This is a genomic window from Mesorhizobium sp. B2-7-3, from assembly GCF_006440715.1.
Lineage (GTDB): Bacteria > Pseudomonadota > Alphaproteobacteria > Rhizobiales > Rhizobiaceae > Mesorhizobium > Mesorhizobium australicum.
Genome location: NZ_VFTY01000004.1, coordinates 418,869 through 433,975 on the forward strand (window position 1 = coordinate 418,869; position 15,107 = coordinate 433,975).

The following is a 15,107-nucleotide window of genomic DNA, read 5'->3' on the forward strand; positions in this document are numbered from 1 at the left end:
GCTTGAACAAAGACCCCGCCGGAGCGATCCGGCGGGGTCTTTCTTTACGGCAAGATAAACTTCCTCGCGTATTTGGCAGTCATCCCGGGGAAGCTTTCCATGAGCAATGACGACGACAGGGCCGCAGCGCAATCTTCGTGGCTGCCGCGTCTTTATATGAGCGCACCGGCCCTTTTCTGCTTCAGCGGCATGGTGACGGTGATGATCGTCCTCTGGTCCCTGGGCTTCCGGCTCAATGCCGATGCGGACGACCTTCTCAAAATACACGAGATCCGCACCTTGCTCGTGACCGGGAATATCTTCGACCGGACAATGCCCGGCATTGCCCAGCCCGAGCCCTACATCTCGCACTGGCCATGGATCGTGGACCTGCCCTATGCCGCTTTTGCGTGGCTGCTCGCGCCGTTCGCCGGCTTCGAGCCGGCGCTGATGGCAGCAAGCTTTGTCGTGCCGCTGCTCCTGTTTGTACCCGCGCTCTACTTCTACAACCGGCTGATTGTCGCGATGGGCTTTGCCTATCCGGCCATTGCATTGCCGTTGGCCTTGATCTTCGCCGCGCGCACCTTCTTCGAATACGCGCCGGGGCGGATCGACTATCACAATCTGCAGATATTGCTTCTGCTTGCCGCCCTGGTCCTGTTGCTGTCGCGGAATCGCCTTTCGCCCTTCGTCAACGGCTTGCTGACAGCCCTGGCAATCGCGATCAGCGCCGAGTTCGCACCGTTCTTCGCCCTGGTGATGGCCGTCTACGCCTTCGACTGGATCGCCGGCCGCGACGAGAGTGCGACAGGGATCACCGGCTTTGGAGTGGCCCTGGCGATCGGCGCGATCGGCCTGTTCGCCGCTACCGTCGCGCCCTCGGCTTATGCCGCGGTCAAATGCGATACCTATTCCGCGCCGCATGTGCTGGCGCTGACCGCCGCCGGGCTCTCATTCGCCGTCGTACCTCGGCTTGTCGGCACGCGTGGCGGCTGGGCAATGCGGGCCGCGCTTCTGCTGGTGTTCGCCGCCATCAGCCTGGTGGCGCTGGTGAAACTGTTTCCGCAATGCCTGGACGGCCCTTACGCGTCGATGGACGCCTATGTCCGCGACAACATGCTCAACAGAATTCTTCAGGAATTGAGCCTGTTTCGGCGCCCCGATTTCGTCCTGTCGTCCGGCTTTCCCAGCATGTTGCTGCTGTTCGTCGGCGCGCTCGCGCCGGTCGGCATCTGCACCGGGTCGCATGGCCGCAGCCGGCCTCTGGTCATACTGGCCCTGTTTTCGCTGCTCGGATTGGTGCTGGCGATCGACTATCTCCGCTACTTCCGCTATCTTCCGATTTTCTCCGGCATCGGCCTGATCTTCGTGCTGGAGAGCCTGCTGCCGCAAAGTTCGGGGTTGCGGCGCTACTTGAAATCTCCCGTGCCGGCGCCATCGCGCAAATACGCATTGATCCTGCCCGGTCTGGTTTTGTCCGGGGCCATGGCGCTGTACCATCTGGGGGTCAGACCCTCCCAAGCGGCGATACCCGCCGCCGAATTCGCCGACAGTTGCGACCTCGATCATTTCGGAGCGCAACGGGGTTGGCCGTCGGGCGCCATCGTCTTTTCGCCACCGCTCATCGGATCGCATTTCGTCGCGCTGGCCGACGGCCCCAAGGTGGTGACGATCCCAAACCACCCTTCGGCCAAAGGCATCGAACGGAGCTACCGCTTTCTCGACCCCATGACCGCCGACCCGCGTGCGATTCTCGACGCGTCGAAGGCGACACATGTCGCGATCTGTGCCTGGCGAGGCGCGCCGTCGCCAGGTCTCGAAGCCGCCTACCCTTTCGCGGCGGCCCTGATGGAAGGCAAGCCGCCGGCTTGGTTGAGGGAGTGTCCCACGGACGCTTCATCGCCGCTGCGTATCTACAGCTACCGCAACGCCGATGGATCCGACGCCGGCTGCCCGGCTTCGACGCTCTCCGCTCAGGCCCTGCCGTAGAGCGGCACCAGCGTTCCGCTCATTGCCTGATTGGCCGGCGAGGCGAGATAGGCGATTGCCTCGGCCGCTGCTTCGAGGCTGACCCATTTGGTGAAATCGGCATCCGGCATGTCGGCGCGGTTGGCCGGCGTGTCGAGCGTCGATGGGGCCACCGCGTTGACCAGGATGCCCTGGGCCTTCAATTCTTCCGCCATCGCCACCGTCATGGCCGCGACTGCCGCCTTGCTGGCCGTATAGGCGACCATGCCGGCGCCGCGGCGCGGGTCGAGCCCGGCGCGTGCCGTGACATTGACGATGCGACCGGCGGTATCCGACGCCAGCATCGAGCGGATGGCGGCGCGGCTGCACAGGAAGGCGGTGCGGGCGTTGGTGTCCATCATCTCGGCAAACGACGCCGATTCGATCTTCTCCACCGGCGCCATGGCAAAGCCGCCGGCCAGATGGATCGATCCCCACAAGGCAGGAACCTGGCTATAGAACGCCTCGACCTTGGCGGGGTCCGAGAGATCGACATTGTGCGCCAGTTTGACATTATCGTGCGTGGTGAAGGGGAAGTGCTGAGGTGCCGCGGCATGCGCGTTCGGCACGTGGCAGATCGCGCCCTGTTCCAGCAGTCTGCCGACCACCGCCCCACCGAGCGCGCCGGTTCCACCGGTCACAACGATGTGCCTGCCTTCAAGTGTTTCCGTCATCCTGGACCGCTCCTGTCATTTTTATGACTTTTGTCGTTGGTTTGCCGCGCCGACGCGAAGCGTCGCCCCTTTCAGTCGATCACTCAACCGATATCTCGACATGGCAGCCGTCACGTCTTTGCATGCGTCAGGGCATCGCCGAATAACGAAGCCGCCCGGAAGCGGATCAGGTCTTGCAAAAACCAAGCCGGCAAATGGTCCACTTCCTGTCGGCAAGGACGGCCCGGATGTTTCAGACGACCGTGACTTCGATGACGCGCGGCAGCCCCGTTGCCCGGGCGTGCCTGAGCGCCTGTGGCAAGGCGTCGATGTCGGCCAGCCTTTCGGCACCAATGCCATAGGCTTCGGCAAGCTTGCAGAAATCCGGCGGCGCCGGCGACACGCCGACAGGTTCCACGCCGACATCGAGCATCGAGGTCTCGATCTCGCGATAGCCTCTGTTGTTCCAGACCACGAAGATGACGGGCGCTCCAGAATCGAGCGCCACCGCTATCTCCGGCAAGGTGAACTGGAAGCCCCCGTCGCCGGTCAGGCAGACAACCGGCGCATCGGGCACGGCAAGTGCCGCACCGATCGCCGCCGGCGGACCGTAGCCAAGCGCGCCAAAGCCGGTCGCGGCATTGAACCAGCCGCCGGGCCGGTCGTGGTCGTAATAGAGGTTGGCGGCGTAAATCGGCTGGGTCGAGTCGCCAACGATGATGGCACCGGGCAAAGCGTCGCGGATCATTTCCACGGCACGCACCTGCGCCGCATAGGCCGGGCTCAACTCGGCAAAAGCGGCCTTTCGCGCCGCCGCGGCGCGGCCATGGCCATCTTCGCCAGCGCTGTGGGCGGGATCGATCGCCGCAAGCAGCGCCTCGATCGCCTCGGCGCAATCGGCCTGGATGGCGACCGTCACCGGACGCCGCGCAAGCTGGTCGGCGCCGATGTCGATACGGATCAGGTTCGAAGGCAGTACGAAGCCACCGTCGCCATAGCCGTCATAGTCGGTCGGGCCGAATTCGGTACCGGCGGCGATCACCAGATCGGCCCCGGCCATGAGCGCGCGAACCGCCTTGAGGCTTGGGCTTGCCGGCACGCAAAGCGGATGGCCATGCATGAGACCGCGCGCGTTGGTGGTCTCGACAACCGGCGCGCCCAGCCTTTCGGCAAGGCGCCGCAGCGCCGCATCGGCTTTCTTGGCGCCGCCGCCTGCAAGGATGAGCGGGCGGCGTGCGGTGGCGACGAGTTCGGCAGCCCTGGCAATGGCGGCACGCTCTGGCGCCGGCGGCCCGGCATTGCTCAAGGCTGCCGACAATCCGTCCGCCGGCTTGACCATGATATCGGTCGGGATCTCTATATGCACAGGGCCGGGCCGAGACGAGGAAAACAGGGCGAAAGCCCGCGCCAGCGCACCGGGCAATTCGCTGGCCCCGGTCACGTGTAGCGACAACAGCGCTACCTTCTCCATCATGCCGCGCTGATCGGGCAATTCGTGCAGGAAGCCAAGCCCCTTGCCGAGCGTGTCGGTGGCGTTAACGCCGGAGATCACCAGCATCGGCACCGAATCGGCGCGCGCCTGGCCCATGGCGGTGATGGTGTTGGTCAGCCCCGGCCCGGTGATGACGAAGGCGACGCCCGGCCTGCCGCCGGCGCGCGCATAGCCGTCGGCCATGAAGCCGGCGCCCTGTTCGTGGCGCGGCGTGATGTGGCGAATCTTCGAGCGCGCAAGACCGCGATAGAGTTCGACCGTGTGGACGCCGGGAATGCCGAACACGGTGTCGACGCCATGCGCCTCGAGCAGCGAAATGAGCGCTTCGCCCACAGTGGTCATTGGTTTTCTCCCCTATCTCTTTGTTTCTACGCAATTCCCAAGGGGGAAGCGCTGCGCGCTTTTCCCGGGAAAACCGCTTCTCATTTTTCCAGGAATTGCTCCAGCGGCGCGAGGCCGAGTTCGGACTCGACAGCCTTGATGCCAATCGCCGCCAATTCGCCGGGCGAGAACATCTCGCCGGCCAGGCAGCCTTCGATCCAGAGCCCGTCGATGATCGCATTGATCGCGATGGCATGGTGGCGCAACTGGGTTGCGTCCGGCTTGTGCTGTTCGGCGGCGAGCACGTCGGCCACAACTGCTTCCACCTCGTTGCGAAAGCCAAGGTAGCCTTCGCGGTGGGCACGGGCCAGGGCGGGATCCGCACTGGCGCGGCCGATGAAGGTTGCCCAGAGCGAAAACACCCGCGCGTCGATGATCGGCGCATTGAGATTGGCGGTGATGAAAGCCGCAAGACGCTGGCGCGGCGAGGCATCATCCATGACCAATGCCGCCTTCGCCTGCTCGGTCATGCGGTCGACCAGCGCCGTATAGGCTTCCTGCAGCAATTCTTCCTTGCCCGGGAAATAATGCCGGATCAGCCCGGCGGTGACGCCGGCACGCAATGCGATGGTGCGCAGGCTGGCGCCTTGAAGGCCATATTCCGCCACGCTGTCCAGAGTCGCCTCTATCAGATCCTGCCGCCGCCGCTCCTCGCCCTCGCGACGGAACTTACGGCGCCCATTCATTGGCGCAGGATCGGTCGCGTCAGGCATGTCGGCCCGCCTTCGCAGGCGATGCAGAGCGCGTCCGCCTCGAAGATCTCAACCGTGCATCCGGCGGCTTCCATGGCGGCCTTGGTCCTGGGAAAGCCCGCAACGGCAATGACCTTGAGCGGGCTGGTCGGCAGTACGTTGAGACTGAGGCCGTTGGAAGCCGCGAACTCCTCGGCGTCGCCTTCGACCAGCCGGATGCCGCGTGCCTTCAGCGTCTGATAGAAAGGGGCCGGTAAAAGCGGTGAATAGACCAGCGCCAGGTCGTCGGCCAGCGGGCTGATAACCGACATCAGATGCAGGCACGCCTCTTCGCCCTGCCACAGCGGCAGATCGAAGCCGTAGACGGAAATCCCCAGCGGCGACAGCAGGTTGGAAACCTGCTGGATGCCTTCCTGGTTGGAACGGACACCGCGCCCGATCGCCAGCGTGCGGGCATCCACCCATACACAGTCGCCACCTTCGACCTGGCCAGGAGCCTCGACGCGACCAAGGATCGGAATGCCCAGCCTTCTGTAGGTTTCTTCATGCAGCGAAGGCTCCCTGGCGCGCAGCGGCTTGCCCATGGACAGGATCAGCGCACCGCGGTCGGTCATCAGCGAAGGGTCGTGCGTGAACACCGAATCCGAAAGTCCGTCGGCCTTGTCCTCGATCCATTCGATCTCGGCGCCGGACGCCGCCACCAGTTCAGCAAGGACTGCGTGCTGCGAGGCCGCTTTCGCCGGGTTGAATCCCGGACCATAGTGCCAGGCAGCCCGGTCGGCGTCGCGCATGGCGTTGGCCGCCGACCGCATCAGCACGCGCCGTAGCGGCGCCGCCATGGACTGAGATCCGAAAGCGCTCATCGATGCCCTTTTTAAGCTGAAAAAAACCGAGAAAATTTCATGAGAGGTTATTTATACACTTGCACAACAAGGCCGCAAGTGCCGTAATGAGCGGGATTGACGGGCTCGCTCTGTTGGGTCCATGCTTGAGGTCTGGAGCGAGGCAGTACAGCGTATGTTGATTAGCCGGATAGACGTTCGACGAACCGCCGGCGGCGATATGGAGGTCATTTGGTGAGCGCTGTGGCAGCTGCCAAAGTCCCATCCGGCGAGGCGCAGGACGGCGCCGCAGAAGCCATCCATGTCGAGAACCTGCACAAGAAATTCGGTCAACTGCATGTGCTGAAGGGCGTATCGCTGTCGGCGCGCGACGGCGAGGTCATCGCCATCATCGGCGGCTCGGGCTCAGGCAAATCGACGCTGCTGCGCTGCATCAACTGCCTGGAAAACCCGACCAGCGGCATCATTCGGGTCAATGGCGAGGAGATCAAGCTCAAGGCGGACAGCCATGGCCATACGATTCCGGCCGACCGCAGGCAGATCGAACGCATCCGCTCCAAGCTCGGCATGGTGTTCCAGAACTTCAACCTGTGGAGCCATATGACGCTGATCGAAAACGTCATCGAGGTTCCCGTTCATGTGCTGGGCGTCAAGCGCGACCAGGCTGTCGCCCAGGCCGAAAAGCTGCTGGTGCGCGTCGGTCTGGCCGAGAAGCGCGACGTCTATCCGGCCTATCTCTCCGGCGGACAGCAGCAGCGCGCCGCGATCGCTCGCGCCTTGGCCATCAATCCGCGCGTCATGCTGTTCGACGAACCGACCTCGGCGCTCGATCCCGAACTGGTCGGCGAAGTGCTGAAGGTGATTGGCGATCTGGCCCGTGAAGGCCGCACCATGGTGCTGGTCACCCACGAAATGAAATTCGCCCGCGAGGTCGCGACCCACGTCGTCTACCTCTACAACGGGTTGGTCGAGGAGGAAGGCCCGCCGGAGCAGATCTTCGGCGCGCCCAAGTCCGAAAGGCTAAAGCAGTTCATCCGCAACATCGGCTAGGGACAGGCCGGGACGGAAGAAAACCGGGAACCAACAACAAACTGGGAGTTCTGAAATGAAGACTGTTCTGAAGACATTCGCCGCGGCGCTGCTGCTCGGCGTCGCCGCCATGGGCGTGGCCAAGGCCGATCCGGTCAAGATCGGCGTCGCCGCCGAACCCTACGCGCCCTTCACCTCGCCCGATGCTTCGGGCAAATGGGTCGGCTGGGAGATCGACTTCATCGACGCCGTGTGCGCCGAAGAGAAGCTCGACTGCGTCATCACCCCTGTCGCCTGGGACGGCATCATCCCGGCACTGACCACCAAGAAGATCGACCTCATCGTCTCGTCGATGTCGATCACCGACGAACGCAAGAAGACCATCGACTTCTCCGACAAATACTACAACACCCCGACCGCCATCATCGGCCCCAAGGACCAGAAGTTCGGCGCCACGCCCGACGATCTCAAGGGCAAGGTCCTCGGCGTCCAGGTGTCGACGGTGCATGCCGTCTACGCCAAGAAGCATTTCGGCCCCACCGCATCCGAGATCAAGGAATACCAGACGCAGGACGAAGCCAACAACGACCTCGCCGCGGGCCGCCTCGACGCGGTGCAGGCCGATTCCATCGCGCTCAAGGAGTTCCTCAAGACCGACCAGGGCAAGGCCTGCTGCGATCTCAAGGGCATGGTGGCCCCTGACGACGAGGTGCTCGGACCGGGCGTCGGCGCCGGCGTGCGCAAGGAAGACACCGCCCTGAAAGAGAAGATCAACGCCGGCATCAAGGCGATCCGCGCCAACGGCAAATATGACGAGATCTCGAAGAAATATTTCGATTTCGACATTTACGGTGGCGCCACGCAGTCGAACTGAGACCCTCGCATCGGCTGGAGGACAGGGCGCTGACGCCCTCGTCCTCCAGCCGGCCTGTCCACGCATGCTTGCCGCCGGCTGCTGGTGCCGGCGGACAGAGCCAGCAATCCGGGGGCGAAGCTGATCGAATCCTTTCTTCCGGCCTCCGCGGCCGGCATCGTCGAACTGCTCTCGCCGGCTCCCGTCGGCTGGGGCGGGACGCTCTTGCTCGGGCTCCTGCATTCGCTAGAGATCGCCGTCGGCGCGACCATCGTCGGCCTGCTGATTGGAACCTGCGGTGCCTATGGCAAGCTTTACGGCGGACCCGTGGTGCGCGACCTGTTCGCGGTCTACACCACCGTGGTGCGCGCCGTGCCGGAACTGGTGCTGATCCTGCTGCTCTACTATGCCGGCACCGACCTGATAAACCAGGTGCTGACGGCGATGGGTTACCAGCGTGTCGACATCAGCGGGCTGGTGGCCGGCATCGCCGTGCTCGGCTTCGTCCAGGGCGCCTATTCGACGGAAGTCATCCGCGGCGCGATCCTCGCTATCCCGCAGGGCCAGATCGAAGCCGCCCGCGCCTTCGGCATGTCTCCCGGCCTTCTGTTGCGGCGCATCACGCTGCCGGCGATGCTGCCTTTCGCCATTCCGGGCCTCGCCAATCTGTGGTTGATCGCCACCAAGGACACCGCGCTGCTGGCCGTCGTCGGCTTCTTCGAACTGACACTGGCGACACGACAGGCGGCGGGCGTCACCAAGGCATATCTGGTTTTCTTCCTCGCCGCCGGCGTGCTCTATCTCTGCGTGACACTGGTTTCGAACCTCCTGCTTGGCCGCGCGGAGAAATGGGCGCGGCGCGGCATGCCTTCGATCAAGGAGGCACGCTGATGACCAGCGAAACGGTCATCATCGACACGGCGGCGCGCGCATCGCTCTGGCTGCAGCCGCATCGCATCGTGCTGATCCTGATCGCGCTGGGGCTGGTGGCGTCGGCCGCCTTCTTCATGCGCTGGGACTGGCTGCCGCAATATTGGGAAATGGGCCTGATGGGCATCTGGCGTGCCCTGTGGATCCTGGCCGTCACCTGTACGCTCGGCTTCATGATCGCCGTGCCCGTCGGGCTGGCGCAGGCGGCCGGCTCGATCTGGGTCGCGGCACCTGCGAAAGTCTTCTGCACCATCATCCGCGGCACGCCGCTGCTTCTGCAGCTATGGCTGCTCTATTACGGGCTGGGCTCGCTTTTCCCGCAATATCCATGGATCCGCGAATCCTGGATGTGGCCCTATCTCAGGCAGGCCTGGCCGTACGGCGTGCTGGCGCTGACCTTGTCCTTCGCCGGCTACGAGGGCGAAGTGATGCGCGGCGCCTTTGCCGGCGTGCCCAAGGGGCAGCTGGAAGCCGCCCGCGCCTTCGGCATGAGCCGATGGAAGATCTTCCGCCGCATCTGGCTGCCGCAAGCCTTCTACCGGGCGCTGCCGACGCTGACCGGCGAGACCGTGCTGCAGCTGAAATCGACACCGCTGGTGGCAACCATCAGCGTGATCGACATCTTCGCCGTCTCGTCCAAGGTGCGGCAGGACACCTATCTCACCTACGAGCCCTTGCTGCTCCTGGCGTTGATCTATATGGCGATCACCGGCATTCTGGTCTTCGCCTTCAGCCGGATCGAGGCACGAATCCCGGTCAAGATCGGCTAGGTTCAAGTGAGTGGTGGGTAGGGATTGGTAAGTAGGAAGTTGCTGCCGCGCACTCCACAACTCACCACTCACCAACCCCTACTCACTACTCACTAAGGGCAATCGCCATGCAACTCAGTCTCGACCAGGCAAAAGGGCTGTGCCGGATGGCGGCACTTGGCGCCGGCGCCAACGAGGAAGCAGCGCAATCGCTCACCGCCTCGATCATCGCGGCCGAGGCAGAGGGACTTGCAGCCGTCGGGCTCACACATTTCATCGACTACCTCGAAGCGCTCGAGGCCGGACGCATCGACGGCAATGCCGATCCTGTGATCACCCGGCCGGCGCTGGCCGTCTATCTCTCGGACGCACGCGGCGGGCTGGCGCATACCGGCTTCGACCGCACCATCGACGACCTCGCCAAGGCGGCAAGACTGTTCGGCGTCGCCATCTTCTCGCAGAAGAACGCCTACACCTGCGGGGCGCTCGGCTACTTCACCGGCCGGCTGGCCGCGCAGGGGCTGGTGTCCTTCGCCGCAACCAATGGTCCGGCCGTCCTGGCCGGCTCAGGCTCGGTCAAGCCGGTCTTTTGCACCAACCCGATGTCTTTCGCCGCCCCCGCCGCCGACGGCGCGCCGCTGGTCATCGACCAGTCGTCGAGCGCCACCGCCTTTGTCAACATCCGCAAGGCCGCCGAGGACGGCAAGAAGATCCCCGAAGGCTGGGCGCTGGACGCCAGCGGCAACCCGACCACCGATCCGGCGGCGGCCATGAAGGGCGCCATGCTCGCCTTCGGCGGCCAGCGCGGCGCCAACATCGCGCTGATGGTCGAAGTGCTGGCGGCCGGCCTGTCGGGCGCCAACTGGTCACTCGACGCGCCATGGTTCAGCGGCGGCCCGGACAGCCCCGGGACGGGCCTGTTCGTGCTTGCCGTCGAGCCCAAGCTGCTCGACCCGGGCTTCGAGCAGCGCATGAAAGACCAGCTTGACCGGCTGCGGCGGCGCTTCGGCGTTCACGTGCCAGGCCGCGCCCGCGCCGAAGCGGCCGAAAAGGCGCAGGCGCGCGGCATCACCGCGCCCAAGGCAGTGATCCAGCGCATCTCAGAATTCGCCGAACGCTACTCGGCCTGATTTCTTCTCCTTTCTTTGCAGACGATTACTTGGCCGCCCCCGCCTGACGCGCGGTTGTGCGCGTTTTTTTTCGCGCGCGTCCTGAACCTTTTTGAGCGCCCGGGCGACCAACGTTTGTCCAGGGCAAGGTGAGCTTGCCCGATCCAGACCGGGGAACAGCAAAATCAAAATCGAAAGTCTGCTTCGCGCGAAAGGCATCGCCCCCCGCGTCCCGGAAACCCAACCTCAAATCAAAGGAAATCATCATGACCAACACCAAGACCACCATGCTGACCGCCGTCCTCCTGCTCGGTTCCTTCATGGGCGCCACGCAGGCTGCCAATTTGAAGGCCGCACCGGTCAAGCCGGCCAACCCGGGCGTCATTACCGCGCCGGGTGGCGGCGCCACCGAGGACCACTACTGCAAGAACGGCCATGCGAAATTCGCCAACTGCAGCGCCGATTTCGTCGCCGCATGCAAGAAGGTTGGTGGCACCATGTCGGATGTTCAGGGCTGGGGTGGGCGTACTTGCTTCACGCCCTCCTGATACCGTCTCAGGTCAGGCCGCTCGTCGGCCCCTGACACCTCATGGATGTCATCCGGGAAACCCCGCTTCGGCGGGGTTTTCTGCGTTTGTCGCTCGCAGGGCCAAGATATGATTCGTGCGCTTGTCGCAGGAAAACCGCGTCTTACTTTTTCTTTGATTTGCGCGAAAAACAAGGATGACGCGACGACGCGTCGCCCTTTGCCTTTGGCGCAAAACGGACTATGAAACGGCTCAGCCAAGCCATCTGGAACGCGCGCCGGAGCCCGCCATGACCGAAATCCTGCAGACCCCAAAGCTCGTCGTCGTCTTTGGCGGGTCAGGCTTTGTCGGCCGTCATGTCGTGCGGGCGCTGGCCAAGCGCGGTTATCGCATCAGGGTCGCCTGCCGGCGGCCCGACCTTGCCGGCCATTTGCAGCCGCTCGGCAATGTCGGCCAGATCCAGCCGGTGCAGGCCAATGTGCGCGTGCGCTGGTCGGTCGACCGCGCCGTGCAAGGTGCCGACCATGTCGTCAATCTCGTCGCCATCCTGCATGAGAGCGGCCGGCAGAAATTCTCCGCCGTGCACGAATTCGGTGCTCGCGCCATCGCCGAGGCGGCGCGCTCCGTCGGCGCCGGGCTCACCCATATTTCGGCGCTCGGCGCCGATCCGGATTCCGAATCGGATTATGCGCGCACCAAGGCGCTCGGTGAAAAGGCCGTGCTGGAGACGATCGCCGATGCCGTGATCTTGCGGCCGTCGATCAATTTCGGGCCGGAGGACAGCTTCTTCAACCGGTTCGCGAACATGGCGCGTTATTCGCCGGTGCTGCCGCTGATCGGCGGCGGCCAGACCAAGTTCCAGCCGGTCTATGTCGGTGACGTGGCGGAGGCTGTCGCGCGTTCGGTCGATGGCAAGATCGATGGCGGCCAGGTTTACGAGCTCGGCGGCCCCAACGTGCTCACCTTCAAGGAGTGCATGCAGGAACTGCTCACGGTTATCGAGCGCAAGCGCCTGCTGGTGCCGGTGCCGTGGTGGATGGCAAACATCCAGGCCTCGATCCTCGGCCTGTTGCCCAATCCGCTGCTGACCAAGGACCAGGTGATGCAGTTGCGCGAGCACAACATCGTTTCGGACGAAGCCGCCAAGGCCAACCGGACACTGGCGGGGCTCGGCATCCAGCCGCAATCGATCGCGACGATCCTGCCGAGCTACCTCTGGCGCTTCCGCGCCGCCGGCCAGTTCCAGCAGCGTAGGCCCGCGGTATAAGAAGCGTCGGCCCTCAGCGAGGGCGAGGCGTGACCCGCATCGGCAGACCGCCTTGCGGCTGCGTGGTCAATTTCTGCACCGGCCAGGGTTTTGTTTCAGCGGTCGCGTCGAAGCGGAAGCGTGACAAGAGGATGGCGAGCGCGATGATCGCCTCCTGCATGGCGAAGCTGGCGCCGATGCAGACGCGCGGGCCGGCGCCGAAGGGCAGATATTGGAAACGGTCGATCTTTTCACGGTTTCCCGGATGGAAGCGTTCGGGCAGGAAGGCGTCGGGCCGGTCCCACAGCTTCCTGTGGCGGTGAACGACCCATGGCATCACCAGCACGGCGGCGTGCTTGGGGATATAAAGATCCTTCCACATTTCCGGAACGATCGGCTCGCGATTGATCGATGGCGCCGGCGGGTAGAGCCGAAGCGCCTCGTCGAAAGCGGCGCGTGTCAGCGGCATGGCGTCGAGCCACTTCGCCGGATCGGGCTCGCGCGCCAGCACCCGGTCGATCTCCTGTTCGACCCGGTCGCGCTCCCAGGGCGATTCGGCCAGGCAATAGAGCGTCCAGCCGAGCGCGCGCGCCGTGGTCTCGTGGCCGGCGCCGATGAAGGTGATGATGTTGTCCTCGACTTCCGGGCGCGTCAGTCCGTCGGGGCCTTCGGCCTTGAGCAGCAGCGTCAGGAAATCCTGCGGCACGGCATCGGGGTCGCGCCTGAACTTCTCTTCGCGCATCTTGACCGTGTCGGTCACGATCTTGCGGAAATAGGCCATGGTCTTGCGGCCGCGGATACGGGTCAGCCGCGGCAGCCAGTCGGGCGCGCGCAGCAGGTCGAGCGGATCCACGCGGCCCATGGTTTCGAACAGGCGGTCGATCTCGTTGGCGAAACTGCCGGGCTCGCCCGCGATCTCGCCGGAAAACAGCGTCTCGGCGAGGATGTAATAGGTGAGCAGCGTCATGTCATGGGCGATATCGGACGTGCCGCCGGCCTCGTAACGGGTGACGAACTCCAGCGTCCGTTTCAGCATCGGCTGGGCGAAGCCGAAAATGTGGCGTGGCGTGAACACCGGCGCCATTGCCTTGCGCGACCGCTTCCACACCTCGCCCTCGGCCGTCAGCAGGCCGTCGCGCAGGATCGGCCTCAGTATCTTCTGGCGCACCGTCGCCATCTTGTAGTTCTTGGCGTTGTCGACCAGCACATGCCGGATCAGGCCCGGATCATTGGCGATGACCAGCGGCCCACCAGCGCCCTTGGCAGAAATCCAGGGTTCGTTGTAGGTCGGCTCGCCCCAGAGTTCGAGCGGGTTGCGATAGACGATGCGGATCATTTCCAGCGTCGAAGGCGGCGACGTGCGCGGCTTCGGGGCGGGAGGAACGAATGGGGCGGGCTGCGTGTCCATGAAGTGCTCCGCTGTTCCCATCAATGTAGTGGCTGCCACCTCCGGCGTCCATGTCACCGAACGGCAAACCGGACCGATGACGGCGGGAACGCCAGGGCGGACGGTCTGTTCATCCGATCGTGACCGTTCCTTCAGGGATCCAACCTTGCCTGCTGGAACGCTCTGCCGTAGTGGCCGTCACCAACAGATACTGCCTGACAAAGGAGCCTGCCTTGAAGCACCAGTTGAACATCATCATCGGCAGCACGCGGCCCGGCCGCGCTGGCCCGGTTTTCGCCGAATGGCTGGAGACGTTCGTACGCGAACACGGAAAATTCGAGCCAGTGCTGACCGACATAGCCGCGTTCAACCTGCCGGTCCTGGATGAACCGCATCATCCAAGGCTCGGCAATTATCAGAACGACCACACCAAGGCCTGGTCGAAGGCGATGGATGCCGCTGACGCCTTCGTGTTCGTGGCGCCGGAATACAATTACTTCGCCGCACCCGCGATCATCAACGCGATCGACTATCTCGCCCGCGAATGGAAATACAAGCCCGCTGCGATCTTCAGCTATGGCGGTGTCTCCGGCGGCCTGCGCGCGGCGCAGGCGCTGAAGCCGCTGCTGACCTCGGTCGGGATCATGCCTATCCCGGAAGGTGTCGCGCTGCCGCTGTACCAGAAACTGCTCGACGAGAACGGCGCCTTCGATGCCAGCGAGCAAGTGCGGAGCGGGACCAAGACCATGCTGGACGAACTGTTGCGCTGGAGCGAGGCGTTGAAACCGATGCGCGCCGCCTGAGAGAGCCGCCTCAGCGCGGCTTGCTTGCGCCATAAAGAGGTGGAATGGTCGGCAAACGACTGAGCCGGGGGGCGGTTCGACTGCGTTTGCTGTTTACCATGCTGCTGATGCTTGCGACCACCGCTATCGCGGCGGCCGAGCGGCACGTGGCCATTGGTCATGGCCAATGACGACTACCGGCTGGTCCGGCCGCTTGCCAACCCCGCCCAAGGCGGCGAAGCGATGGAAGCGGCGCTGAGGAAACTTGGTTTCGCTGGAGCTCGACCAGACGGGCCGGCTGGCGCCCAGGGACAAATCCACGGTCAAATATTTGCGCGGCCTCCTGGCTAAATTCAACGCCCGAAAAAAATAGCCGGCTGCCGGCTCGGCATTCGCGCCGGAAATGCCTGCAAACCTTGGAAAAACCGCCTTTAGCGCCTATATCTACC

At 64.2% G+C, this 15,107-nt stretch carries 16 protein-coding genes; 10 read left to right on the forward strand and 6 right to left on the reverse strand.

Features of this window, described 5'->3' with window-relative positions:
- The first annotated feature begins 99 nt into the window (after positions 1–99).
- Positions 100–1,968 (forward strand): hypothetical protein, encoded by a 1,869-nt coding sequence (locus FJW04_RS12150; protein WP_140714327.1) that lies wholly within the window; start codon positions 100–102, stop codon positions 1,966–1,968.
- On the opposite strand, the gene FJW04_RS12155 is transcribed toward FJW04_RS12150, so the two are convergent.
- From FJW04_RS12155 to FJW04_RS12170, 4 genes are all read right to left on the reverse strand, one after another.
- Positions 1,953–2,660 carry an SDR family NAD(P)-dependent oxidoreductase gene (locus FJW04_RS12155; RefSeq protein WP_140614983.1) on the reverse strand — a complete coding sequence of 236 codons (708 nt, stop codon included), beginning with the start codon at positions 2,658–2,660 and terminating at the stop codon, positions 1,953–1,955. The two genes, FJW04_RS12150 and FJW04_RS12155, sit on opposite strands and share 16 nt — an antisense overlap.
- Positions 2,661–2,892: 232 nt before the next feature.
- Positions 2,893–4,473 carry a 5-guanidino-2-oxopentanoate decarboxylase gene (locus FJW04_RS12160; protein ID WP_140614985.1) on the reverse strand — a complete coding sequence of 527 codons (1,581 nt, stop codon included), beginning with the start codon at positions 4,471–4,473 and terminating at the stop codon, positions 2,893–2,895.
- An 80-nt stretch (positions 4,474–4,553) separates the two neighbouring features.
- On the reverse strand, positions 4,554–5,225 hold the full coding sequence (locus FJW04_RS12165) for a TetR family transcriptional regulator C-terminal domain-containing protein (protein ID WP_015314263.1): 672 nt from the start codon (positions 5,223–5,225) through the stop codon (positions 4,554–4,556).
- Entirely contained in the window at positions 5,195–6,067 is an 873-nt protein-coding gene (locus FJW04_RS12170; protein ID WP_140614989.1) for a dimethylarginine dimethylaminohydrolase family protein, read from the reverse strand. Before FJW04_RS12170 ends, FJW04_RS12165 begins: the two co-directional genes overlap by 31 nt.
- Before the next feature lie 213 nt (positions 6,068–6,280).
- On the opposite strand from FJW04_RS12170, the gene FJW04_RS12175 reads away from it, so the two are divergent.
- The 5 genes from FJW04_RS12175 to FJW04_RS12195 all read left to right on the forward strand — a co-directional run bounded on the left by FJW04_RS12175 (position 6,281) and on the right by FJW04_RS12195 (position 10,737).
- On the forward strand, positions 6,281–7,096 hold the full coding sequence (locus FJW04_RS12175) for an ABC transporter ATP-binding protein (RefSeq protein ID WP_015314265.1): 816 nt from the start codon (positions 6,281–6,283) through the stop codon (positions 7,094–7,096).
- Positions 7,097–7,151: 55 nt separating this feature from the next.
- Complete coding sequence (locus FJW04_RS12180) at positions 7,152–7,949, forward strand: transporter substrate-binding domain-containing protein (RefSeq protein ID WP_140614991.1); 798 nt, start codon at positions 7,152–7,154, stop codon at positions 7,947–7,949.
- 204 nt (positions 7,950–8,153) lie between these two features.
- Positions 8,154–8,819: an ABC transporter permease gene (locus FJW04_RS12185; protein ID WP_041163582.1), complete on the forward strand. Its 666-nt coding sequence runs from the start codon at positions 8,154–8,156 to the stop codon at positions 8,817–8,819.
- Entirely contained in the window at positions 8,819–9,628 is an 810-nt protein-coding gene (locus FJW04_RS12190) for an ABC transporter permease (RefSeq protein WP_015314268.1), read from the forward strand. The genes FJW04_RS12185 and FJW04_RS12190 overlap by 1 nt, the downstream gene beginning before the upstream one ends.
- Positions 9,629–9,735: 107 nt before the next feature.
- Positions 9,736–10,737 carry an Ldh family oxidoreductase gene (locus FJW04_RS12195; protein WP_140714329.1) on the forward strand — a complete coding sequence of 334 codons (1,002 nt, stop codon included), beginning with the start codon at positions 9,736–9,738 and terminating at the stop codon, positions 10,735–10,737.
- 25 nt (positions 10,738–10,762) lie between these two features.
- Here the strand turns inward: FJW04_RS12195 and FJW04_RS12200 are convergent, their stop codons facing one another.
- A complete protein-coding gene (locus FJW04_RS12200; protein WP_140714331.1) occupies positions 10,763–10,984 on the reverse strand; it encodes a hypothetical protein in 222 nt (73 codons plus the stop codon).
- Here FJW04_RS12200 and FJW04_RS12205 point away from each other — a divergent pair.
- A complete protein-coding gene (locus FJW04_RS12205; protein WP_015314270.1) occupies positions 10,983–11,264 on the forward strand; it encodes a hypothetical protein in 282 nt (93 codons plus the stop codon). The genes FJW04_RS12200 and FJW04_RS12205 overlap by 2 nt on opposite strands.
- 268 nt (positions 11,265–11,532) lie before the next feature.
- A complete protein-coding gene (locus FJW04_RS12210) occupies positions 11,533–12,510 on the forward strand; it encodes a complex I NDUFA9 subunit family protein (RefSeq protein ID WP_140714334.1) in 978 nt (325 codons plus the stop codon).
- A gap of 13 nt (positions 12,511–12,523) precedes the next feature.
- On the opposite strand, the gene FJW04_RS12215 is transcribed toward FJW04_RS12210, so the two are convergent.
- Entirely contained in the window at positions 12,524–13,897 is a 1,374-nt protein-coding gene (locus FJW04_RS12215) for a cytochrome P450 (RefSeq protein ID WP_140714336.1), read from the reverse strand.
- A 212-nt stretch (positions 13,898–14,109) separates the two neighbouring features.
- On the opposite strand from FJW04_RS12215, the gene FJW04_RS12220 reads away from it, so the two are divergent.
- Together FJW04_RS12220 and FJW04_RS30535 are read left to right on the forward strand one after the other, a co-directional pair.
- Positions 14,110–14,679: an NADPH-dependent FMN reductase gene (locus FJW04_RS12220; protein ID WP_140714338.1), complete on the forward strand. Its 570-nt coding sequence runs from the start codon at positions 14,110–14,112 to the stop codon at positions 14,677–14,679.
- 44 nt (positions 14,680–14,723) lie between these two features.
- The gene (locus tag FJW04_RS30535; protein WP_281405541.1) at positions 14,724–14,849 is read left to right on the forward strand and encodes a hypothetical protein; all 126 of its coding nucleotides are present in this window, start codon (positions 14,724–14,726) and stop codon (positions 14,847–14,849) included.
- Positions 14,850–15,107 lie beyond the last annotated feature (258 nt).